20 protein-coding genes are annotated in these 23,705 nt (G+C 53.5%); 12 read left to right on the top strand and 8 right to left on the bottom strand.

The genetic code is table 11. The features are described from left to right. Window positions 1–2: 2 nt before the first annotated feature. Entirely contained in the window at window positions 3–851 is an 849-nt protein-coding gene (choW, locus tag K355_RS0112300; RefSeq protein ID WP_022732445.1) for a choline ABC transporter permease subunit, read from the bottom strand. A gap of 127 nt (window positions 852–978) precedes the next feature. Beyond that, on the bottom strand, window positions 979–1,938 hold the full coding sequence (locus K355_RS0112295; protein WP_022732444.1) for a choline ABC transporter substrate-binding protein: 960 nt from the start codon (window positions 1,936–1,938) through the stop codon (window positions 979–981). Window positions 1,939–2,314: 376 nt separating this feature from the next. Between K355_RS0112295 and betI the strand changes: the two genes are divergently transcribed. From betI to K355_RS0112265, 5 genes are all read left to right on the top strand, one after another. Continuing rightward, window positions 2,315–2,905, top strand: coding sequence for a choline-binding transcriptional repressor BetI (gene betI, locus K355_RS0112290; protein ID WP_022732443.1), 591 nt, complete (start codon window positions 2,315–2,317; stop codon window positions 2,903–2,905). Between the two features lie 62 nt (window positions 2,906–2,967). After that, window positions 2,968–4,425 (top strand): betaine-aldehyde dehydrogenase, encoded by a 1,458-nt coding sequence (gene betB / locus K355_RS0112285; protein WP_022732442.1) that lies wholly within the window; start codon window positions 2,968–2,970, stop codon window positions 4,423–4,425. A gap of 60 nt (window positions 4,426–4,485) precedes the next feature. Further along, window positions 4,486–6,171 carry a choline dehydrogenase gene (betA, locus tag K355_RS0112280; protein WP_022732441.1) on the top strand — a complete coding sequence of 562 codons (1,686 nt, stop codon included), beginning with the start codon at window positions 4,486–4,488 and terminating at the stop codon, window positions 6,169–6,171. 157 nt (window positions 6,172–6,328) lie between these two features. Continuing rightward, entirely contained in the window at window positions 6,329–7,918 is a 1,590-nt protein-coding gene (locus K355_RS0112275; RefSeq protein WP_028791564.1) for an L-serine ammonia-lyase, iron-sulfur-dependent, subunit alpha, read from the top strand. Window positions 7,919–8,142: 224 nt separating this feature from the next. After that, a complete protein-coding gene (locus tag K355_RS0112265; protein ID WP_022732438.1) occupies window positions 8,143–9,459 on the top strand; it encodes an NAD(P)/FAD-dependent oxidoreductase in 1,317 nt (438 codons plus the stop codon). On the opposite strand, the gene K355_RS23890 is transcribed toward K355_RS0112265, so the two are convergent. The 4 genes from K355_RS23890 to K355_RS0112245 all read right to left on the bottom strand — a co-directional run bounded on the left by K355_RS23890 (window position 9,456) and on the right by K355_RS0112245 (window position 13,697). Next, entirely contained in the window at window positions 9,456–10,154 is a 699-nt protein-coding gene (locus K355_RS23890; protein WP_022732437.1) for a cysteine hydrolase family protein, read from the bottom strand. The genes K355_RS0112265 and K355_RS23890 overlap by 4 nt on opposite strands. Window positions 10,155–10,290: 136 nt before the next feature. After that, window positions 10,291–10,776 (bottom strand): group III truncated hemoglobin, encoded by a 486-nt coding sequence (locus K355_RS0112255; RefSeq protein WP_022732436.1) that lies wholly within the window; start codon window positions 10,774–10,776, stop codon window positions 10,291–10,293. 86 nt (window positions 10,777–10,862) lie between these two features. Then, window positions 10,863–12,212, bottom strand: coding sequence for an NAD(P)/FAD-dependent oxidoreductase (locus K355_RS0112250; protein ID WP_022732435.1), 1,350 nt, complete (start codon window positions 12,210–12,212; stop codon window positions 10,863–10,865). Between the two features lie 114 nt (window positions 12,213–12,326). Next, window positions 12,327–13,697 (bottom strand): aspartate aminotransferase family protein, encoded by a 1,371-nt coding sequence (locus K355_RS0112245; RefSeq protein WP_022732434.1) that lies wholly within the window; start codon window positions 13,695–13,697, stop codon window positions 12,327–12,329. A gap of 315 nt (window positions 13,698–14,012) precedes the next feature. Here K355_RS0112245 and K355_RS0112240 point away from each other — a divergent pair, with 315 nt between their 5' ends. From K355_RS0112240 to pgi, 7 genes are all read left to right on the top strand, one after another. After that, window positions 14,013–15,395: a glutamine synthetase family protein gene (locus tag K355_RS0112240; protein WP_022732433.1), complete on the top strand. Its 1,383-nt coding sequence runs from the start codon at window positions 14,013–14,015 to the stop codon at window positions 15,393–15,395. 46 nt (window positions 15,396–15,441) lie between these two features. Next, on the top strand, window positions 15,442–15,990 hold the full coding sequence (locus K355_RS0112235) for a cupin domain-containing protein (protein ID WP_022732432.1): 549 nt from the start codon (window positions 15,442–15,444) through the stop codon (window positions 15,988–15,990). Window positions 15,991–16,074: 84 nt separating this feature from the next. Next, window positions 16,075–17,580: an aldehyde dehydrogenase gene (locus tag K355_RS0112230; protein WP_022732431.1), complete on the top strand. Its 1,506-nt coding sequence runs from the start codon at window positions 16,075–16,077 to the stop codon at window positions 17,578–17,580. Window positions 17,581–17,619: 39 nt separating this feature from the next. Further along, window positions 17,620–18,591, top strand: a complete 972-nt coding sequence (gene speB / locus K355_RS0112225; RefSeq protein WP_022732430.1) for an agmatinase — start codon at window positions 17,620–17,622, stop codon at window positions 18,589–18,591. A 114-nt stretch (window positions 18,592–18,705) separates the two neighbouring features. Continuing rightward, the gene (locus K355_RS0112220; RefSeq protein WP_022732429.1) at window positions 18,706–19,290 is read left to right on the top strand and encodes a tyrosine phosphatase family protein; all 585 of its coding nucleotides are present in this window, start codon (window positions 18,706–18,708) and stop codon (window positions 19,288–19,290) included. 161 nt (window positions 19,291–19,451) lie between these two features. Beyond that, the gene (locus tag K355_RS0112215; protein WP_022732428.1) at window positions 19,452–20,411 is read left to right on the top strand and encodes a PfkB family carbohydrate kinase; all 960 of its coding nucleotides are present in this window, start codon (window positions 19,452–19,454) and stop codon (window positions 20,409–20,411) included. A gap of 147 nt (window positions 20,412–20,558) precedes the next feature. Beyond that, a complete protein-coding gene (pgi, locus tag K355_RS0112210) occupies window positions 20,559–22,205 on the top strand; it encodes a glucose-6-phosphate isomerase (RefSeq protein ID WP_022732427.1) in 1,647 nt (548 codons plus the stop codon). Window positions 22,206–22,263: 58 nt separating this feature from the next. Here the strand turns inward: pgi and K355_RS25380 are convergent, their stop codons facing one another. Continuing rightward, on the bottom strand, window positions 22,264–22,437 hold the full coding sequence (locus K355_RS25380) for a DUF2256 domain-containing protein (protein WP_081649510.1): 174 nt from the start codon (window positions 22,435–22,437) through the stop codon (window positions 22,264–22,266). Window positions 22,438–22,460: 23 nt separating this feature from the next. Further along, window positions 22,461–23,540 (bottom strand): NAD(P)/FAD-dependent oxidoreductase, encoded by a 1,080-nt coding sequence (locus tag K355_RS0112205; RefSeq protein ID WP_022732426.1) that lies wholly within the window; start codon window positions 23,538–23,540, stop codon window positions 22,461–22,463. Window positions 23,541–23,705 lie beyond the last annotated feature (165 nt).

Raw genomic sequence — 23,705 nt, 5'->3', positions numbered from 1 at the left:
GATCACTGCCCCGATGTTTCGTTGTTATCACGACGGCAGATGCGGTCCAGCACAATGGCAAGGATCACAATCGCAAGACCGGCTTCAAACCCTTGGGCAATGTTCACGGTATTAAGGGCGCGCACAACCGGTTTGCCAAGGCCATCTGCCCCGACAAGGGCGGCAATCACCACCATCGAAAGTGACAACATGATGCACTGGGTCAGACCGGCCATGATCGATGGCATGGCGGATGGCAGTTCGACCTTAAACAGCAACTGGCGCGGTGTGCAGCCAAAGCTTTCGCCCGCTTCGAGCAGTGCCTTTGGCGTGCTGGAAATGCCAAGATGTGTCAGGCGGATCGGGGCGGCAATGGCAAAGATAACGGTTGAAATCAGTCCCGGAACAACACCCAGACCAAACAGGATCAGGGTCGGGATCAGATAGACAAAGGTCGGGATCGTCTGCATCAAATCAAGAATCGGACGCATGGCTTGATATAGCCATGGGCGGTGGGCGGATGCTACGCCAAGCGGCACCCCGATAACCATGCAAAACAGCGACGCATAGATCACAAGCGCCAGCGTTTCCATGGTTTCTTCCCAATAACCAAGATTGACGATCAGAAGCAGGGAAAGAATGGTAAAGGCGGTCAGTTTCCAGGATCTATGCAAAACAGCAGCAAGTGCGCCAAATCCGGCAATAATCAAAAGCGGTGGGAGCCACAGCAGAAAATCGATGGTGTTTTCAATAATGAATTCAAGAACATCCGAGATGGTATAGAAAACGAAATCGGCATGTTCGTTAAGCGCATCCATCAAAGACGAAATCCACTGTCCCAGCGGAATCTTTGTTTCCGTGAGCCATTCCATGGGAATATTTCCGTTTGTTTTTAAAATCAGTTAAATGCACGATACGCCCACGCAAAGGTCCGAATTATCGGGTGCGGGGCGTATCGGCAGGATCATAACACCGGACTTTGCCGGTTAGATGCGAAGCTTAAAGGCCAAGATCACTTTTCAGCGCAGCCTTTGCATCGCCACCATCAAAGGTGGTGACACCATCAAGCCATGCATAAGCAGCATCCGGGTTGGCTTTAAGCCAGGTCGAGGCTGCTTCGGCCGGGTCGGTGCCATCGTTGAGGATCGCATCCATGATTTCGTTTTCCATGGCGAGGCTGAATTTCAGGTTGGTAACGAATTTACCGGCATTCTGACATTCATCGGTGTAACCGGCACGCAGGTTGGTGTGAACCGTGGCTCCGCCAAAGTTCGGACCAAACACGTCATCACCACCATCAAGATAAGCCATGTCGTATTTCGCGTTCATCGGGTGCGGTTCCCAACCGAGGAAGACGATGAACTGATCGCGTGATGATTTACGCTTAACTTCCGACAGCATGCCCTGTTCAGAAGATTCAACCAGCTCAAATCCGCTGAGACCGAACTGATCGCCATCGATCATATCCTGAATCAGGCGGTTGCCGTCGTTGCCCGGTTCAATGCCATAAATCTCGCCATCAAGTTTGTCTTTGAACTTGGCGATATCAGCGAAATCTTTCAGGCCTGCGTCATAGGCGTTCTTGGAAACCGCAAGGGTGTATTTCGCCCCTTCAAGGTTTGCACCGGCGCTAACAACCGTTCCTTTGTCAAGGTACGGCTTGATGTCAGCGGCCATGGTTGGCATCCAGTTGCCAAGGAATACGTCAACGTCGCCATTGGCAAGGCTGGTGTAGGTGACAGGAACCGACAGAAGTTCGGTTTCGGTGTTATAGCCCAATGCGTCGAGAATAACCGATGCGGTTGCCGTGGTTGCGGTGATGTCGGTCCAGCCAACATCAGAGAACGTCACGGTTTTGCAGGCTTCGCTATCAGCTGCCTTGGCACTTGCCGCACCAAAAAGTGCACCGGCAATAATGGTGCTGCCAAGAAGACGGCCGAAAGTGGAAAGATTGGTCATGTTTCTGGTTCTCCCTTGTGTAAACCTAATGTTACTGCGGACCGCAAACGGCGGTCTGCAGAAGCTCTCGGTTCCGGAGGCCAGACGAACATCAACGTAATATCGTTGTCGCTAACACTCGCCCAGAGCCGTACGAAAAGGTTCCCCCGAACCTGTCCGTATGGACCGGAATAATCACAAAAACAGCCGCAAAGCCGCGCAGCAAAGGAAGCACCCTTGATCATTGCGCCGCAAATATCGGCGTGTTTTATTGATTGATTGTTCAATTAAAATACAGCATATTCCCGATACGTCAATTGAGTAGGGTTAAAAAGTACGCTGCATGACGTTGCAGCGGTTTCAAGCCCTTCAGATCGCTTTGAATTGGATTGCTTGAATGCCCAAAGTTGGTATGCAGCCTGTACGCCGCAGGCAGTTGATCGACGCAACGATTGAAACCATTCACCGCCATGGGTTTGCCGATACGACGATTTCGCGTATCGCAAGTGCGGCGGGGATGTCATCGGGCATTATTTCGCATTATTTCGGTGGCAAGAACGCGTTGCTCGAAGCAACCATGCGGTTTCTGATGCAGGAATTGCGCAACGATTACCTCATGCGTCTGGATCGTGCCAAAACGCCGGTCGATCGGCTCGAGGCGATTGTAAACACCAACTTTAATGAAGAGCAATTCACCCCGCAGGTGACTGTGGCGTGGTTGTCCTTCTGGGCGCAGGTGCCGTTTTCAAAGGCATTGCACCGGATCAACAGCATCTATTTTCAGCGACTGGCGTCCAACTTACGCCACGAGCTGCGCCAACTGACAACAGATCAGCGGGCAGACGAAATTTCGGCCGCAATGGCGGCCATGATTGATGGCATCTGGGTGCGTTCGGGGCTTTCGTCCGGGCGCGCAGATGTCGGGGCTGCGCGTGTGATGGTGCTGGGTACCATGCATCTCTATTTGGCGAATTCGCCCGCGCGCTGAGCCGAACAGACACACCAAGATCACGGTCGCCCGGTTTGGATGCGGCCCGCAGGAGTTTTGACATGAGCCTTTACCAGATACAGAATTTCATCAACGGCAAGAAAACCAACGGTTCTGGCGCGGAAATGACCACGCTGAACCCCGCGACCAATACTGTTCTTGCCAAGGGCAATGAAAGTACAGCCGCCGATGTTGATGCGGCGGTAAAGGCCGCGCGGGCCGGATTTGAAATCTGGAAAGCGACACCTGCCGCACAGCGTGCGCGTGTGTTGTTCAAGGCCGCCCAGATTTTGCGCGATCGTAACGATGAACTGGCACTGGTTGAAACCCGCGATACGGGCCGCGCCATTCAGGAAACCGAAATTGTCGATGTGGTTTCCGGTGTCGAGTGCCTGGAATATTTCGCCGGTGTCGCCGGGAGCCTTGCCGGTGAGCATATCGACCTTGGGGCGAACTTTGCCTATACCCGCCGCGAGGCGGTTGGCGTTTGTGCCGCGATTGGCGCATGGAACTATCCGATCCAGATCGCCTGCTGGAAAGCTGCCCCGGCCTTGGCGTGCGGGAATGCGGTTGTTTACAAACCGTCCGAAGTCACCCCGCTGTCAGCGATTGCGGTGGCCGAAGCCTTGCAGGAAGCTGGTCTTCCCGATGGTGTTTACAATGTTGTTCAAGGCGCGCGCGAATGTGGTGCATCGCTGGTTGAGCATCCCGGCGTGGATAAAGTATCGCTGACCGGGTCGGCGGCAACCGGGGCCAAGGTGGCGTCTGTTGCTGCGGGTGGTATGAAGGCCGTGACCATGGAGCTTGGCGGCAAATCACCGATGATCGTGTTTGAAGATGCCGATCTTGATAATGCGGTGTCGGGTGCGCAGATGGCGAACTTCTATTCATCGGGGCAGATTTGTTCAAACGGGACGCGGGTTTTTGTCCATGAAAGTGTTGCCGATGCCTTCATCGAAAAACTGATCGCGCGCAGCAAGGATCTTGTGTTGGGCGATCCGGAAAAGCCCGATACACAGGTCGGCCCGATTGTGACCAAAACCCAGTATGACCAGATCATGTCGTTCATCGAAACTGGCAAGAAAGAGGGCGCGAAATGCGTTCTGGGTGGCCATGCGGTTTCAGAGGGCATGCCAGAAGGCGGTCTGTTTATTGCCCCGACGGTGTTTGCCGGATGTACTGATGACATGACCATCGTACGAGAAGAAATCTTTGGCCCGGTGATGTCGGTTCTGACATTCACCGATGAAGACGAAGCCATCAAGCGCGCCAACGATACGCCATATGGTTTGGCTGCAGGCGTCTTTACCAAGGATTTGTCGCGCGGACATCGTGTTGTATCGCGCCTTGAAGCAGGGACCTGCTGGATCAACACCTATAACATCACCCCGATTGAAATGCCGTTTGGTGGGGTGAAGAAATCAGGTGTGGGCCGCGAAAATGGCCGCGCGGCGATTGAGCATTACACCCGTATTAAATCGGTCTATGTCGAAACCGGCGATGTAGAGGCGCCGTACTGATTGGCTTTTACCAATCAGAGAATGGCTGCCCGCAACGCTTGAAAGATAAAGGGATCAAACATGTCGACCCCGACCAAGACTGAAAAATATGATTACGTGATTGTCGGTTCCGGCTCCGCCGGGGCTGTTTTGGCCAACCGGTTGTCAGAAGACCGTGATGTTAAGGTTCTGGTCCTTGAAGCCGGCCCCGTCGATCATTGGTGGGATTGGCGCATTCATATGCCAACTGCTTTGTCTTATCCGATGCAGTCGGAAACCTATAACTGGGCCTATTGGACCACACCGCAAACCAATCTGAACAACCGCCGCATGGAAACGCCGCGTGGGCGGGTTTCGGGCGGTTCAAGTTCGATCAATGGGATGGCCTATGTCCGTGGTCACGCGCTTGATTACAATCGCTGGGCCGAAGAAGACGCCGCACTTAAGGAATGGGATTATGCGCGGTGCTTGCCCTATTTCCGCAAGGCCGATACCCGGAATGAAAATACCGGTGGCGATGAATATCACGGCGGGGATGGTCCGCTACATGTGACCACGGGGGCGTGCCAAAACGATCTTCACAAGGCATGGATGAAGGCCGGTGTTGAGGCCGGATATACCCATACTGACGATCAGAACGGGTATCGCCAGGAGGGGCTTGGGACCATGGATATGACGGTCTATAAAGGCCGTCGCTGGTCCACCGCACAGGCGTATCTTCACCCGGCCGCCAAGCGTGATAACGTCACAGTTTACAATAAGGCATTCGCACAGCGCGTTGTTTTTGAAGGTAAACGTGCGATTGGTGTTGATTTCATCCATGAAGGCGAAACAAAGCGTGCGGTGGTTGACCGTGAAGTCATCCTATCGGCGGGATCAATCAATTCGCCTAAACTGTTGATGTTGTCGGGCATTGGTCCAGCGGCCCATTTGCGCGAACATGGCATTGATGTTGTCGCCGATCTTCCCGGTGTTGGTGAAAACCTTCAGGATCACCTTGAGCTCTATGTTCAAATGGAATGTACCAAACCGGTCAGCCTGAACAGCAAGCTTGATTGGTGGAGCAAACTTAAGATCGGTCTGGAATGGTATCTGTTTAAAACCGGCCTTGGTGCGACCAACCATTTCGAGGCGGGTGGTTTCATTCGATCCAAAGCAGGCGTTAAACATCCGGACCTGCAATATCATTTCATGCCAGCGGCGATTAATTACAATGGGTCGAAGGCCGCCGAAGGTGATGGTTTTCAGGCCCACATTGGTCCGATGCGATCGAAATCACGCGGCACGGTTCGCTTGGCGTCAGCAGACCCCAAAGACCGTCCGATCATTGATCCAAATTATATGAGCCATCCCGAAGACTGGGAAGAAATGCGCGCCTCTGTGCGTTTGACCCGTGAAATATTTGGTCAGGAAGCCTTTGCCTATTTGCGCGGACGTGAAATTGCTCCGGGCAAGGATATCCAGACGGATGCGGAAATTGACGCATGGGTCGCCGATCACGCCGAAAGTGCCTATCACCCGTCATGTTCATGCAAGATGGGCAGTGATGACATGTCCGTGGTTGATGCGCAAACCCGCGTGTATGGCGTCGAAGGCCTGCGCGTGGTCGATAGTTCAATCATGCCAACGATTGCCACGGGCAATCTGAATGCGCCGACCATTATGATTGGCGAAAAGGCGGCTGATATCATTCGCGGGCGAGATCCGCTGGCACCATCGAATGCGCCGTATTTTGTGCATCCTGAATGGGAAACCAAACAGCGTTAAAATGCTGCGAGGGACGCTATTTGTTCTTAAAATCCCCGGTCGATTGGCCGGGGATTTTTTGTTTGGGTGATTGCATTCGCATCATAAGCAGGTGATCATTCGAACATATTGTATCGACCACATCGCACTTTCCCGCGACCCTTTAAAGTATCCTGTCATGCAAGAAATCAGTCTGCTGAATTCCGTTATTGGTCCCGTCATGCGTGGGCCGTCAAGTTCGCACTGTGCTGCGCCCTATATGATGGCGAAACTGGCGCGTGAACTGTCTTGCTCAAACGGGGAAGTGTTGAAAAATGCGGTTGTAAGGTTTGATCCACGCGGCTCTTTTGCGCCGGTGTATAAGGCGCAAAGTTCGGATGAAAATTTTGCTGCCGGTCTTGCCGGGGCACAGCTTACCGATACGGATTACCGCGATATCTTGCCGCGCGTGATGCAGGGTGAGGGGTTTCAGTTCACCATTGAGATATGTGAGCTTGAAAACAACAACCATCCTAACCGCGTTGACCTTGAACTAACGGTCGAAACCGTCGAGGGGGAAGCGCGAACCGATTTGTATGCCGGTGCATCAGTTGGTGGGGGGATGTATTACATCGACGCGATGAATGGCGCGCCGGTTTTTCAGACGGGTAAAAGTGCCACTGTCTTTATCTGGGGCGAGGCGGCGGTTTTGGCGGGCGATGATATTGCCGGGCAACTGGCGGCGGGCGGCAACAAGCTGCTTGGAACATCGGTTGATCCGGAACGCAATCGCATTGAAGTTTCCCTGCAATCTTTGCCGGGGGCGGACTTGATTGCCGCTGTGCGTGGGCGTGAGGGTGTTACCGACCTTCGGTATGCTGATGCATCGCAATATCCGGTTTGTGCGACCGAGGATTTGTTTTCAACCAGTGATGCTGTGATCTCGGTTGCCGAGGAGCAGGGCGGATCATTGGCCGATGCCGCCCTTGTGCTGGAGGCCAAACGCCTTGGCCTGTCACGCGACGCGACGCGCGTCCTTTTCCGCGAACGGTGTGAGTTGATGTTGCGTGTGATTGCCGAGGGGTTTGATGCCAAACCCGAAGATAACGTGATGCGGTTCTTAACCCTGCGCGCACGGAAAGTCCGCGATGCCAATCTGCCAGCTGGTCTTGGCGGTGCGGTTTTGCAGGACGCCATGGCGGGCGCACTGTCGGCAATGGAACGGGATTCAAACCGGGGGCTGGTCTGTGCAGCACCAACGGCGGGCAGTGCCGGGGTTGTGCCTGGAACGCTGTATGGCTTGATCCGCCATGGGATTGATATCGAAGGTGCGACTGACGCGCTGCAAGTCATGGCCGTGATTGGGGCTGTGTTTGCTGCACGTGGGACATTTGCCGCCGAATGTGGCGGATGTTCGGTCGAAACCGGCGCATCGGCCGCGATGGCGGCCGCAGGTGTTGCGCAAGCACACGGCGGGGATGCCAAACAATGCTTTGACGCAGCCGCGATGTGTTTGATGAATACGCTTGGTCTGGTCTGTGATCCGGTGGGTGGGGATGTTGAAATTCCGTGTCATGCCCGCAATGTCGCGGGGGTATCACACGCCTTTTCATCGGCGATGGCCGTTCTGGCCGGGTTCGATGCGGTTCTGGCCTATGACGAACTGGTTGATCAGACAGTGAAAATTGGTGCGATGATGCATCCTGATTTACGCTGTACGGCGCGTGGGGGCTGTGCGGCAACCAAAACCGCCCTTCGCATGGTCGAAGCTGTGACCCAAGGGGCCTAAGACTCTGTTTTAGTTGCGTAGGTCTTGGTCGGTGAGATTAAAAAGGGCCGCAGGTATCGCGTTCTATCGGCGTCTTTGCGCAATCCTTTTTCCTTGGCGATGCCTATTTTGGTATAATCGGTGAAATCCATCCAAATACAGCTGGAAACGGCTGTTTTCCCTTGATAGATGCCCCTGATCGGGCAGGATGTCGCGATAAAGAACAACCAAATTGAGGCTCCCTCGTGTTTACCCCGAATTTGCTGACCGCCAATGACAAGGCAGGAACCTATCCGGCATCCTATTATGCCGCGACCGCCAATAAGACCGCACCGTTCGAGACAATCGAAGGGGATCTGTCGTGCGATATTGTGGTCATTGGTGGCGGCTTTACCGGGTTGTCATCAGCCTTGCATCTGGCCGAACGTGGCTTTGACGTCATCCTGCTTGAAGCGCACCGGGTTGGCTGGGGCGCTTCGGGCCGGAATGGCGGGCAGGTCGGATCGGGCCAGCGGCGTGAACAAGATGACCTTGAAAAAATGGTCGGGCGCGATGATGCCAAAAAACTTTGGGGTATCGCCGAGCAGTCCAAGGACATCGTCAAATCCCTGATCACCAAACACGACATCAAATGTGATTGGAAACCGGGCATTTTACATGCCGACCATCGCGCGCGGTTTGTGTCAGATACCCATGCCTACACCGAAAAGCTGCAAAGCGAATATGGCTATAACCAGATCCGTAACGTTGACCGTGCTGAAATGCGCGAGATGCTGGGGACTGAGTTTTACCATGGCGGATCGCTTGATATGGGGGCGGGGCATATTCACCCGCTGAACTTCGCGCTTGGCATTGCGGATGCAGCCCGCGTCGCAGGGGCACGCATTTTTGAAAATGCGGTTGTGACATCCTATGAAAACCAGTCGGGCAAGGTCATGGTTAAAACCAGCAATGGTGCGGTTGTTAGCGCTAACAAAGTGATCCTTGGCTGCAACGGATATCTTGATGCGCTTGAAGACCGCGTGGCAAAGCGCGTGATGCCGATCAATAATTTCATCATTGCGACCGAGCCGCTTTCTGAGGATTTGGCGCGCGACCTGATCCGCGATGATGTGGCGGTTGCCGATTCAAAATTCGTGATCAACTATTACCGCCTCAGTGCGGATAACCGCATGCTGTTTGGCGGCGGGGAAACATATGGCTATCGCTTCCCCCGCGACATCAAATCGTTCGTCTCTCCGCATATGCTTGAAGTCTATCCGCAGCTCAAAGACGTTAAAATTGATTATGGCTGGGGCGGGACGTTGGCGATTACGATGAACCGGATGCCATTTTTCCGTAAGATCGAGGATAATGTCTTTACCGCAACGGGTTATTCCGGGCATGGGGTTGCGATGGCAACCTTGGCCGGGCAGATCATGGCCGATGCGGTTGCCGGAACAATGGAGCGGTTTGACGTAATGTCGAACTTGAAAATACCGGCATTCCCCGGCGGTAAGACGCTGCGCTATCCGATGCTGGTGGCGGCTATGGTTTGGTATTCGCTGCGCGACAGGCTTTAAGCCGGTTCGCTTTGCTGCGTTGTCGTTGATGGTGTGTGACGGGTTTGATCAATCCTGTCTTTCGCGCCAAGGGCCACAAGGCGGGATTTCGTTTCGCGCCAGTTTTGTTGATTGTGCGCAAGCGTGGTCGCATCACTAAAAGAAACATCATAGCCGCGGTTAAGTGCGGCCTGCATGGTCGCCTTAACGCAAAAATCCCCATCAAGTCCGACAATGATAAGTTTGCCGATATGATGCCGATCCAGGACACGATCCAGTTCAGCTTCATGGAATGCATCGGCGCGGGATTTAACGATGTCGTGGTCAATATCGCCATCAATCCGGGCATCAATATCGAGCCCCTTTGATGTCAGACTGCCGCGCCCCTCATTTAGCAATTTGACGAGAAAATTGATGTACCAGCCTACAAATGTTTGCCGTATGGAGATAACAGGTGATCCATTGGCATTGGCTGTTTCCACCAGTTTGTTGATAGCCTCGATGCCATTGTTCAACGCCTCGGCGGGATAGGTGTATTTTGCGGTGCTTGATGTGAAATCATCCTGCAAATCAATCAGCAGCAGGGCAGTATTTGAACGTGATGCACGATCAATTTTCGGGCCGGTACTAATGGCCAGATGGCGGCGATGTCCGTGCAAAGTATAGGCAACCAGTGTAACCAGCAAAAGGACGGCAACAAGGATCCCAGACCACATCGTTATTTTCTCCGTTTTTGTTCCATTCTGGAGTGGGCTTCGCGGCGGTCAGTTTTATCAAAAACTGATAATACACAGATTGATATAATTTTCTTTTGGGTTCAATGCCTTGTTGTTGTCATACATCCAAATCGGTTTACTTTGGTTCCCAGTTTGCAACCGGGTCATAGCGTTCGCCCTTGGACAGGATCACACCGTTATGGGCCGCGATGCCGATTTCAAAGCTTGATGCGATGCGAAGGGCGCGTTCCATGAAATGTTTTGCGGCGGGTTCGTCGCAGTGTTCTGACAGGGTCTGGGCAAACAGTTGCAGCCAGCGATCAAAATGATGGCGGGTGATTTTAAGGGGCATGTGCTTTTGCATCGGGCGACCGTCATAATTACCGGTTGCCAGTGCGACCGATGACCAGAACATCACCATGCGATCAAGGTGCGTGTCCCAGTTTTCAACTTTTTCCTCGAACACCGGACCGAGCATGCCGTCTTCGCGGACCTTGGCGTAAAAGCCGTGAACGATGTTTTTGATCATGTCCTGATCAATCCCGGTGTCTTCTTTGATCCGCCTGGTGGCGATTTCGCGGCGTTCCTTGATCTCGGCAAGGGTTGGCTGTTTGTCAGACATGGTCGATCGGCCTGTGATGCGGTCAGAATGTCACAGGATTAGCGCAACCTGCGACGGTTCATCATGACATATGTCAGTTTGACCAATTACGCAAACCGATCCCGTAATCCGTAATATCGATAGGCCGCTGACCGGGCGACACGGCGCAATTTTGGCAACGGGAAATCATCCATCGGCGTGCCAAGAATCGCGCCCAGATCTTCGGCGCCAATTGCACCTTGCATCCGTTGGGCCAGAAGTTTGCCGCCCTGACTTGCCAGCGCGACACCATTGCCGTGCCAGGCAAGGGCTGTCCACACATCCCGATGACCGGGAACCCGCCCGATATAGGGCCGCCAGCTTTGCGACAGACAGGCAAGCCCATTCCAGTGATGGGTGAGCTCAACATCGCGCCATGCCGGGAACATGCGGTTAAAGTTGCTCAGCAAGTCGCGTTTGCCCGCGTCAAAGGCCGCCGGGGTGGCGGTAATGCCGCCACGTCCACCAAACAGAAACCTGTTGTCGGGCAGTTTGCGGAAATAATGCAGTAAAATCCGGCTATCAAATGCCATCAGGTCGCTGGTCCAGCCCTGTGCGGCAAGTTCATCGTTGCTCATGGGGCGGGTGACAAAAATGCCCGAAAAGACAGGCATCAGCTTGCCCCCAATCCAGTCGGGCAGGTTTTCCGCACTGTATCCGTTGGTGGTGATGATGATCTTGTTGGCTGTGATTTGGGTTGCGCCTGCATACAGGGTGTATTTGCCGCCAGCTTCGTCAAACCGGTCGATTTTTGCCTGTTCAAATATTCGAACACCGGCCTTGATGCACTGTGCGTGTAATCCGATCAGATACTTCATCGGATTGAGGCCAAATCCGGTTTTCACATGCAGCCCGCCATACGTTTCCCCGGCATTCAGGCCACGTTCCTCAAGGGCATCACGATCAAGAAGTTCTGATTTAATGTCAGTGAAATGGTTGAGTTCGTCGATTTCTTCGTGCAGTTCACGCACCCGGTTGGGTTTATGAGCCAGAACGACCTCGCCATCCGAATGGCGGTCGGCATCAATGTCCCAATCGCTCAGGCGTTGATCGACCAGATCAATTGCATCGCGTTGAATACTGGCAAATTTACGAGTTTCATCCTCGCCAAATCGTTTGGCAAGATAGCCGTATCCCTTGCCACTGCCGCCCATGCAACAAAAACCGCCATTACGCCCCGATGCACCCCAACCACTGCGTCCGGCATCAAAGACGGTAACATTTGTGCCGCTCGTCGCAAGTTCCAGTGCCGCTGACAAACCGCAATACCCGCCGCCAATAATCGCGACGTCGGTTTTAAGCGCGCCATCAATCGGAAGTCTTTCGCAATCTGGCAGTGGTGCGGCACTTTCGACCCAATAGCTGTCGGGCAGGGTGTCAGTTTGATAGGCGGCGGGCTGGTAAATGCGTTTGAGCATGGGGCACTCGTTGCGATGGGGTAAAACGATGGGATCGGATGCGCGGGATTAAAAATACCCGGCGATGATAGGTCATGCCGGGTATTTCGTTAAGTCACAGAAATTGTATGATGATTACGTTTTGCCGATTTTCTTGGCAGTATCATCCAGTGCCGCACGGAGCCGTTTGACCAGCTCGTCGACTTCGTCGTGAGTAATGCAAAGCGGTGGCGACAGAACCATACGGTCGCCACAGGCTCGTGAGATAACGCCGTTGGCAACGCATGCATCGCGGCAGATGGTGCCAACCGTGCCCGGCTTATCAAATGCTTTGCGGGTTTTCTTGTCATCAACCAGCGGCATGCCGGCAATCAGGCCAACCGTTTCAACCGCCCCGGCCAGCGGATGGTCTTTAAGGGTGTCAAGCTGTTTGCGGAAATACGGGCCGATGTCATCACGGACCCGTTCGACCATTTTTTCATCGCGCATGATGCGGATGTTTTCAAGGGCCACAGCTGCGGCCGCCGGGTGGCCGGAATAAGTAAAGCCGTGGGTAAACTCACCGCACTGATTGATCAAAACATCGGCAACGCGTTCGCCAACCATAACCGCCGAAATCGGAAGGTAGCCAGACGACATACCCTTTGCCATCGGCATCAGATCGGGTTTGATGTCAAAGGTCTCAGACCCGAACCAATTGCCGGTCCGGCCAAAGCCGCAAATGACTTCATCGGCAATCAGAAGAATGTCGTATTTTTTGCAGATACGCTGAATTTCCGGCCAGTAGGTTGACGGCGGAATGATCACGCCGCCAGCCCCCTGGATCGGCTCACCGATAAAGGCGCCAACGCGGTCTGCGCCAAGTTCCTCGATTTTTTCTTCAAGCTTGCGCGCGGTCAGCAGACCGAATTCTTCGGGGGTATGATCGCCGCCTTCGCCGTACCAGTAAGGCTGATCAATATGAACGACATCGCGCAGAAGTGAACCTCCCTGTGCATGCATGCCCGACATACCGCCAAGCGATGCACCGGCCACGGTCGAGCCGTGATAGGCGTTCTTGCGACTGATGATGTGGGTGCGCTCAGGTTTGCCCTTAAGATTCCAGTATTGATGCACCATACGAACAACCGTGTCGTTCGCTTCAGACCCGGAATTGGCGTAAAATACGTGGTTGAGGCCTTCGGGCGTGATTTCAGCGAGAACTTTGGAAAGTTCAATCGCAGGCGTATTCGCACACTGGAAGAAGTTGTTGTAGTAGGGCAGTTCAAGCATCTGCTTATAGGCCGCTTCGGCAAGTTCCTTACGGCCATAACCGATATTGACACACCAGAGACCCGCCATGCCGTCAAGATAGCGCTTGCCGTTGGAATCCTCGATAAACACACCCTTGGCGCTGGTAATAACGCGCGTGCCACGATTGTTCAGGTCCGCCGTATCGGTGAACGGATGAATATGGTGTGCCTGATCTATGTCCTGCCAATAGGCGGTTTTGTCGAAATTATTCATAGCGTCTCCTGACAGCGGTACTTGCCTGTTTTGTGCGATATGTTGAACATCTGCTTTTAGTGTTCGTTTTTTTGAACACCTTTGCAAGAGGAAATTTTGGATAATATTTTGCGGTAAAATGCGTTGTTTTTTGTTATCTGCTGGTTGTTGTGGGATGCTGGTGTCAGCTGATTAATTTCACGTATTCAGAAATTGTGCGCTGCACGAATTGCACGATATATCGCACGAATGGGCTTGACCGGGGCTGTTTGGCACGGCACGATGCGGCAGGGATAAACCCTGCGAATACGAGGCCTTTTCTGGGAGTATAAGACGATGAACAAGTCGTTCGTCGAAGACAGTAGGGCAGAAGCCCAACGATTCTTTGAAGAAAATCCTGATATCGAACTTATTGAATTGCTGATCCCCGACGTTAACGGGGTGTTTCGTGGCAAGCGAATCAGCAAACAGAAATTCCTTAAAAGCTTTCAGGAAGGCGTTAATCTGCCGGGTTCCGTCTGTCTTGTCGATATCACCGGTGACAATCCGGAAGGCACGGGACTTCTGTGGTCCAGTGGTGATCAGGACAATATAGCAAAGCCGATCGCCGGTACGCTGTGCCGTGTTCCATATGGCGAACTGCCTTTGGCCCAAGTGATGATGAGCTTGTATAACCTTGACGGTTCGCGCTTTTTTGCCGATCCGCGCAATGTTTTGCAGTCGGTTGTTGATCGCATGGCCGCGGACGGTTTTTATCCGACTGTGGCACTTGAGCTTGAATTCTATCTTGCCGATCAGGATCGGGAAACAGCCGTGCCATTGCCCCCGCAGCCGCTTGGTGGCGGGATCGCATCGGATGGTGTGCAGGTTTATGGTCTTCAGCAGATCGAAGATTTCGAACGGGTTCTTCATGATGCGGTTGCCGAACTGAACCGTCAGGGTATCCCGGCCGATACCATCGTTGCCGAAGCTGGCCCCGGACAGTTCGAAATCAATCTGGGCCATGTCAGTGACCCGATGATGGCCGCAGACCATGCCATGCAGCTTAAACGCGTGGTTAAGGGCATTTCATGGGATCACGGTGTGACCGCGACCTTCATGGCCAAGCCGTATTCTGATCAGGCTGGTAACGGCTTGCACGTCCATGTCAGCTTGCGCGATGAAGACGGCAATAACGTCATGTCGCCCAAAGGCGATGAAGAAGTGTCAGACAATCTGCGCTTTGCCATTGGTGGCCTGCAGGAAGCGATGTTTGAAAGCATGGCGATCTTTGCGCCGAACCCGAATTCATTCCGCCGGTTCCAGAACAAGGCCTATGCGCCGATGTCGCCGAACTGGGGTTTGAACAACCGGACTGTGGCATTGCGCATTCCCGCAGGTAGCCCGAAGGCGGCACGTGTTGAACACCGTGTATCTGGTGCCGATGCAAACCCCTATCTGGTTTTGGCCTGTGTTTTGGCTGGCGTGCATTACGGCATGAAAAACAAGCTTGATCCGGGTGAGCCAACAGTTGGCAACGGCTATGAACAGCACGGAGGCAAGATCGTCCCACGCAGCATGATTTCCGCCCTCGACCGGTTTGTCGAAGGCGATATCGTCAAAGAATATTTGGGCGAGAAGTTTGTTGAAGTTTTCGACATTTGCCGTCGTGCCGAATATGACGAGTTTTTCTCTGAGGTGACCCAGCTTGAATATCGCTGGTACCTTGATGCGGTCTGACCGCGCATAAAAATATAAAAAGCGTGCGATAGGGAAAAGAACAGGAATGTCACAGAAGGTAGGGGATCGCCTGAAGGCTGTGCGCAGCATGTATGGGCTGTCACAACGGGAACTGGCGCGGCGTGCCGGTGTCACCAACAGCACGATTTCGACGATCGAACAAAACCGCGTCAGCCCATCGATTGATAGTCTGGCCAAGGTTTTGGCAGGAATCCCCATGACCCTGATCGATTTCTTCACCATCGATCTTGATACCGGTGAAGAGATTTTCTTTAACAAAGAAGATCTTGTTGAGCTGGCCGACGGAACGATGTCGATGCGTCTTGTCGGGGCAACGCGCAAGGATCGTAATTTGCGTGTTCTGCATGAAACCTATCCGGCTGGCGGTGACACGGGTGACAAACTGATTGTCCAGAAGGGTGAAGAGGCCGGTGTTATCGTGCGTGGCAAACTTGAAGTGACGGTTGGGGAGCGGGTCAAGATTCTTGGCCCGGGAGACGCATATTATTTCAATGCGGAAATCCCGCACCGTTTCCGAAATGTCGGGGATGGTGAATGCGAAGTTGTCAGTGCCGCGACACCGCCATCTTATTGAGCACGTCATAAAACGGGCAAAATGCCCGTGTATGTTTATCGAAATCGAACAAGGCCCAAAGCGCCATCCGTCAGGAGACTTCCGATGACCAATCCGTTGAATTTTGAACAGCTGACCGCACAGGCCGCAGCCCTTGATATTCGCAATAAGGCGTTCATCAATGGCGCCTATGTTGATGCGGCATCCGGCAAGACCTTTGACTGTATCAGTCCACGTGATGGTTCGGTCCTGACCAAGGTTGCCGAATGTGATGTCGAAGACGTCAACCGCGCGGTGGCGTCAGCTCGTGCTGTGTTTGAAAAAGGCAGCTGGTCGGAAGCAGCACCGGCAAAGCGCAAGGCCATCCTGCTTCATTTTGCCGATCTTCTCGAAAAGAATGCTGCTGAACTCGCCTTGCTTGAAAGCCTTGATATGGGCAAGCCGATCACACTGGCGTCGCGCGATGATATCCCGCTTTCATACAAATGCATTCGCTGGTATGCCGAAGCGATTGACAAGGTTTATGACGAAGTATCGCCATCGGAAATCAATGCAATTGGCATGATCACCCGTGAACCGCTTGGCGTGATTGCGGCTGTTGTGCCTTGGAACTTCCCGTTGATGATGGCGGTGTGGAAACTTGGTCCGGCCTTGGCGATGGGCAATTCCATTATCCTTAAACCGGCAGAACAATCGCCGCTTACCGCCCTGCGTGTGGCGGAGATCGCGGTTGAAGCGGGTATTCCCGAAGGTGTCCTGAACGTTGTTCCGGGCTTTGGCCCAACAGCGGGCAAGGCGCTTGGCATGCATGAAGATGTCGATTGCGTGACCTTTACCGGGTCTGGCGAAGTCGGCAAGCTGTTCTTGCAGTATTCGGGTCTGTCGAACATGAAGCGTGTTTGGCTGGAATGTGGCGGGAAAAGCCCGAACATCGTTCTGGCCGATTGCCCGGATATGGATGCGGCGGCCGCGGCTGCGGCAGGTGGCATTTTCTATAATCAGGGTGAAGTTTGCACCGCGGGTTCGCGTCTGATTGTCGAAGAAAGCATCAAGGACGAACTGATCGAAAAAGTCATTGCTGCGGGTGCAAAAATGCAGCCGGGTGACCCGCTCGATCCCAAAACCGAGATGGGTGCGATTGTCGATGAAGGTCAGATGAACCGTGTTCTGGGCTACATCGAAAAAGGGTCTGCCGAAGGGGGCGTTTTGCGCACCGGTGGTAAGCGTGCCCGTACTGAAACGGGTGGCTATTACGTTGAGCCGACCGTGTTTGACGGCATTAAAAACGACATGACCATCGCCAAGGAAGAAATCTTTGGTCCGGTTCTGTCGGTTATTTCGGTCAAGGACTGGAAAGAAGCTGTTCAGACCGCAAATGATACGCCATATGGTCTGGCCGCCGCCGTCTGGACGCGTGACATCAACAAGGCGCATCTGACCGCAAAGAAACTGCGGTCTGGTCTTGTCTGGGTCAACTGTTGGGATGGCGGCTCCATCACCATGCCGTTTGGTGGCTACAAGCAGTCAGGGACAGGTCGCGACCGTTCCCTGCATGCGTTGGACAAATATTGTGAAATGAAGTCGACCTGGATTGCACTGGGCGACGCCTGAGCAGACTTTTAGTCTTCATTCAGAGATAAGGGATGAAAAATGAGCAGCACCGGGGTCATTGATTCCAAAGGCGGCGATAATGCCTTTACGGCGAAATCCGTGCATCAGAACACCAGCGAGCCGATGTACTCCGGCGCACTGTCGTTCATGCGCCGCAAATATTCCCGCGATCTTACCGGCATTGATGTGGCGGTAACCGGTATTCCCTATGATCTGGCGACATCAAGCCGACCGGGCACGCGACTTGGCCCGCAGGGCGTGCGCCGTGCCTCGGCCAATCTGGCATGGGCACCGCACTTTCCGTCAGGGCGCGATATTTTTGCCGAACTGTCGGTGATTGATTATGGCGATATGGTCATTGATCCGGGCCACCCGGAAAAGCTGCCCGACATGATCGAAGACCACGCACGCGATATCGTGCAGTCCGGATCCAAGATGCTGACGATTGGTGGCGACCATTTCATCACCTATCCGGTGTTAAAGGCCCATGCCGAAAAATATGGCGATGGTATTTCTTTGATCCAGTTTGATGCCCATTCCGATACTTGGGAAGATGACGGCGACCGGATTGATCATGGCACCATGTTCTGGCATGCCGCCCAGAAGGGCATTATCGATCCATCAAAATCCATTCAGGTCGGCATTCGGACCCACAATGAGTCGGCGCATGGGTTTAACATCCTCTATGGACCGGATGTTCAGAACATGTCGATTGACGCGATTGTTGCGAAGATCAAGGAAACGGTCGGCAATCGTCCGGCCTATATCACCTTTGATATTGATGGTCTGGACCCGTGCTATGCACCGGGGACGGGAACACCTGTTCTGGGCGGGATGACCACCCATCAGGCCGTTTCAATCCTGCGTGGCCTTGCCGGACATATCGATCTGATCGGCAGCGACGTTGTTGAAGTTTCCCCGCCGTATGATGTTTCTGACATCACATCGCTTGCCGGGGCGACAATGGCATGGGAAATGCTGAACATTCATGCGGTTAACCGTTCGAAATAAGCATTGCGACATAAGTGTTTAACGCATTGGGCCGGGCTTATTTCATGAGTCCGGCCCTTGTTTTTTTAGATTGCTGTGCTCTTATGTCGTGAAAACATCACTTAGGAGAACGACATGAAACAGATTTCCATTTCCATGCTGACAATTTGCGGCATTGATGAGCTGCCAACCCATCGCAGCAGTGCTGTTTCACATGTGTTGTCCATGATTGATCCTGATCGGGATGATCCCGATGTTTTTACGCATTACAGCCCGCATGAACGGACCTTGCTGCGGTTTCATGACATTATTGATGATAAAGCCGACATGATTGCGCCGAGCCCCGGCATTGTCGAAGAGGTGCTGCGTTTTGGTGAAGCACTGAAAAATACGGTTGATCAGCGGTCAAACGGGCATTTGCTTGTTCATTGCCATATGGGGGTGTCACGTTCGACTGCGGCAATGCTGACATTGATGGCACAAGCGCAGCCTGACCTTGACGAAGATAGTCTGTTTAACGAGCTTCGGACCATTCGTCCGATTGCATGGCCAAATTCACGCATGATTGGCTATGCCGATGATTTACTGGGGCGTGATGGCCGGTTGGTTGCGGCGTTGCATCGCCATTACCGCGCACAGCTTGATCGCGATGCCAGTTTTGATGAGTGGATGCGGTCCCTTGATCGTGGACGTGAAGTGGATCAGGGGTGGGCGGTCTGAGTGCCGCGCGGTCATAGTTCGAAGATCGGAAGACAGGTCGTTTCGAAAGAAACGGCCTAATTCCTTTGCGTGATGAATTGAATCGATTTAAAAGCGGTGCGTCCCACAGCAAATGATATGATCCCGATCCATGATCCGGGTGATAAAAACGGAGAAACGTAATGACGGCAAAAGCTGTTTGCCTTGGGGAACTTCTGATCGATTTTGTGCCGACTGTGACGGGAACCGGCCTTGCCGATGCGCCTGCTTTTGCCAAGGCTGCGGGTGGCGCGCCGGGGAATGCGGCTGTGGGATTGCAACGTCTGGGCATCGAAACCGGCTTTATTGGCAAATTGGGCGATGACGCCTTTGGTCATTTTCTGGTTGATACGCTTAAAAGTGCCGATGTTGACACATCCGGTATCGTCCTGACCAAGGAAGCCCTGACCGGGCTTGCCTTTGTGTCGTTGCGCGCTGATGGGGAACGTGAATTTTCGTTCTATCGTAGCCCGTCGGCCGATATGCTGCTGTCACCGGCTGATCTTGATCCGGATATGCTAAAATCGACCGATCTGTTCCATTACGGAACGCTGTGTATGATTGATGATGATCCGCGTGCCGCGACGCTTGAAGCAATCAAGATCGCGCGCGAAAACGGTGCGATTATTTCCTGTGATCCCAACCTTCGTTTGCCCCTATGGCCAAGCGCGGAAAAAGCACAGGAAGTCCTGCGTCTGGCGATCAGTCAGGCCGATATTGTCAAAATGTCGGATGAGGAAATCCTGTTTGTATCGGGTAAGGATGACCTTGAAGATGGCATCAAGGATTTGTGGTGTGACGGATGGCGGGCCTTGGTTGTGACCTATGGCCCCAAAGGATCGCGCTTTATCACCCCGGAATTTGATGGTTTTGTCCCGTCTTATAAAATCACGGCCGTGGATGCGACTGGGGCAGGGGATGGCTGCACGGCGGGTTTCCTGTCGCGACTTTTAAAAGATCCGGATTTACTTGGATCAGAAGAAAAACTGCGCGCCGCATGTGCCTTTGCCAATGCGGTGGGCGCGATTACCGCTACCAAACGCGGTGCGATCAACGCGCTTCCGACCGAGAAAGAAGTCGAAGCCTTTCTGTCCGCGCGTTGAGGATTTAGGAATACCGTGTAAGCGTGGCGGCAGCCCCATCACCGCCACACTCTTTACGCAAACTGTCCCACAAACAGTGTGATCACCGTGCTAGGTTGCTTGGCATGGTGATTGTGTGTGAAATGATTTGAATTGGCCGAGGGTGGTATGTCCGCAGATAAAATGACCGATAGCTGGGAAAAACTTGATCGCCTTGGTGCGGATGTTTCCGAAAAATTGAACCTGCGTCAGGCGTTCGCCGACGATCCCAAACGGTTTGATCGCTTTAACGTGTCACTGGATGACCTGTTTGTTGATTATTCGAAAAACCTGATCAGCGATGACGTCATGGTCGCTCTGCGCGAACTGGCGACTGCGGCCAATGTCGAAGGTTGGCGCGACCGGATGTTTGCCGGGGACCGGATAAATGTCACCGAAAACCGTGCTGTTCTTCATACGGCCCTTCGCAATCTTGATGGCGGTTCGATCGAGGTTGACGGCGAAGATGTCATGCCCGCGATCAAGGACGTTCTTAGCCGGCTCAAAGCCTTTGCCGCGCGGGTTCATTCGGGTGCGTGGAAGGGCCATACGGGCAAGAAAATTACCGATGTCGTCAATATCGGCATTGGTGGATCTGACCTTGGTCCGGTGATGGTTAATGAGGCGCTGCGCCCGTATCATGTTGACGGCATCCGGTGCCATTTTGTGTCGAACGTGGATGGCGCGCATATTGTCGATACGCTGAAACACCTTGATGCGCAAACAACGCTTTTCATCATCGCATCCAAAACCTTCACCACCGATGAAACCTTGACCAATGCCTATTCGGCGCGTGATTGGCTGATTAAGGCATTGGGTGACGAAAATGCCGTTGCCAAGCATTTTGTCGCCGTTTCAACTGCGCTTGAAAAGGTTGCGGCATTCGGGATTGATACCGAAAATGCGTTTGGTTTCTGGGACTGGGTTGGTGGGCGCTATAGCCTGTGGTCGGCGATTGGCCTGCCGATCATCCTCGCCGTTGGCTATGACAAGTTTGAAGAATTGCTGCGCGGTGCGCAGGCGATGGATACTCATTTCAAAACAGCACCGCTTGACGCCAACATTCCTGTGACCCTTGCCCTAATTGGGGTGTGGTATCGCAATGTGTTGGGCGCATCGAGCCAGGCCATCCTGCCATATGATCAGCATCTTTCGCGGTTGCCGGCCTATTTGCAGCAGGCCGATATGGAAAGTAACGGTAAATCAGTGACCCGTGATGGTCAGCCAATTGCCTATGAAACCGGCCCGATCATCTGGGGGGAGCCCGGCACCAATGGGCAGCATGCGTTTTATCAGTTGATCCATCAGGGAACCGAACTGATCCCGGTGGACTTCATTGTCGCGGCCAAGGCGCTTCATCCGCTGTCAAACCATCATGACAAGCTGGTCGCTAACTGCTTTGCACAGGCCGAAGCCTTAATGCGTGGTAAGACCGAGGCAGAAGTTCGTGATGAGCTTGCTGGTGGTGATCTGTCCCCGGCGGAGATTGATGTGCTCGCCCCGCAAAAGGTTTTTGCCGGCAACAAGCCCAGCACGATGATCCTCTATAAGCAGCTTGACCCGTTTACGCTGGGCCGTTTGGTGGCAATGTATGAGCATAAAATCTTTGTTCAGGGCATCATCTGGAATGTGAATTCCTATGACCAGTGGGGCGTTGAGCTTGGCAAACAATTGGCCAAGGAACTGCTTCCGATGGTGCAGGGTACGGAAAATGCCGGGTCACGCGATGCTTCGACCGCTGGTCTGATCAAGCAGATGCAATCCTTGCGCAGCTGATTGCCGGAGAGGGACGTCGCGTGCGTTCAACGCATGGAAAGGGCGATGTTGGTTTTGTCTAACGTCGCCCTTTTAGCGAGGGCTGGTTGCGGCATCGTTCGGAACAATATCGCACCGTGTCCCAGCAGTCCTTCCATTTACGCCGCCATGAAAATGGTCGATTGCAGGCCGGGCAGGTCTTTTGTGGCAAGTCGGCCTTTGAAGGGCGTTGTCCGTTTGCGTTACGCGGCATGTTGGTACGTTCTGTTGTTAGCGCTACCCTATCAGGGTTTCCATCATGGCGTGCGCGGCGGTTTGGCCGCTGCGCCATGCGGCTTCGACCCGTGCGCCAAGGCACCAGTCACCTGCGGCAATCACCCGACCATTCATACCGTTTAAATAGCTTTTGCCAAGCGGCACTTCCGTACGGGCATAGCGCCAGCGATGGGCGGCGATACTATGCAGTTCGGGCAGTTTGACACCACTTGCGGCGCGAAGGGCCGATAGAAGCTTTTCAATCACCCGGTCTTTGTCTTCTTCGAGATGGTCGCGCGACCATTGTGGTGTTGCGTGCAAAACCCATGGGTCGGGGGTGCGGGTGTGAAAGACGCCTTCGTTTTGTGTGCTGCGCGCCGCCCAGCTAATTTCCGGAGACGGATAGAGCATGGCATCAAAGGCCGTCGGCAGTGGCTTTTCAAATGCCACCATTACCGCCCAGCAGGGCGCCATCACCACCTCACCAATCGGATCAAAACGGGGGCTGAGCGGGCGTAAAATATCCGCAGTTTGTGGTGCGGGTGCGGAGACAATCACACCGTCAAATGGCCCAAATGTGCCATCAAGATCATCATGCAATATGAACTGGCGCGGGCCGGATGGCTCAATCGCGATGATGCGATGCTGTTTCTTGATGTCAAAGTCATCCACCAGCGGATGGATCAGCTTATTCATCTGCGGTGCGCCTTGAAACCAGCAATCAACCGCAAGGTTACCGACCGTGCTGGTCTGAGCTGTTTGATCAAGTTGCGAGATGGTGTCGGGGTTTTGTGATATCTCTTTGGTAGGGTATATCGATCCACTTTCTATGTCGCCGCGATGGAGGTTCGGGCGCCAGTTTTGCGCGGATTTATGGTCGGTTGCCTGACGCAGGAAGGCATCAAATCCTGGATTTCGGGCAGTCACATATTGGGCACCATGATTGAAATGACCAAAATCGGTGCGCCGGGATGCCAGACGGCCGCCAAGACCACGGCTTTTTTCAAAAACGGTGACGTTCATTCCGATGTTATGCAGCGTGCTTGCGGCTTTTAGACCGGCCATTCCCGCGCCGATAACGGCGATGTTAATCTGTGGCATGAAGGCAATCCTGTCTGGCTTGGGTCCTGTCAACGCGACGGTTTGACTATTGTTACGGCTTCGCACGCCGATTGGAGCAGTCATTGCCAAAAGATATTTATGAAACGGTCACCATTTGGTCATCAAACGGTTACATCAAATCCGCAGGTTGTCTGTTTTGATGAA

This window comes from Thalassospira lucentensis MCCC 1A00383 = DSM 14000 (genome assembly GCF_000421265.1).
Lineage (GTDB): Bacteria > Pseudomonadota > Alphaproteobacteria > Rhodospirillales > Thalassospiraceae > Thalassospira > Thalassospira lucentensis.
Note: the sequence above shows the minus strand (reverse complement) of the source record. Positions and strands in the feature narration are given on the sequence as shown.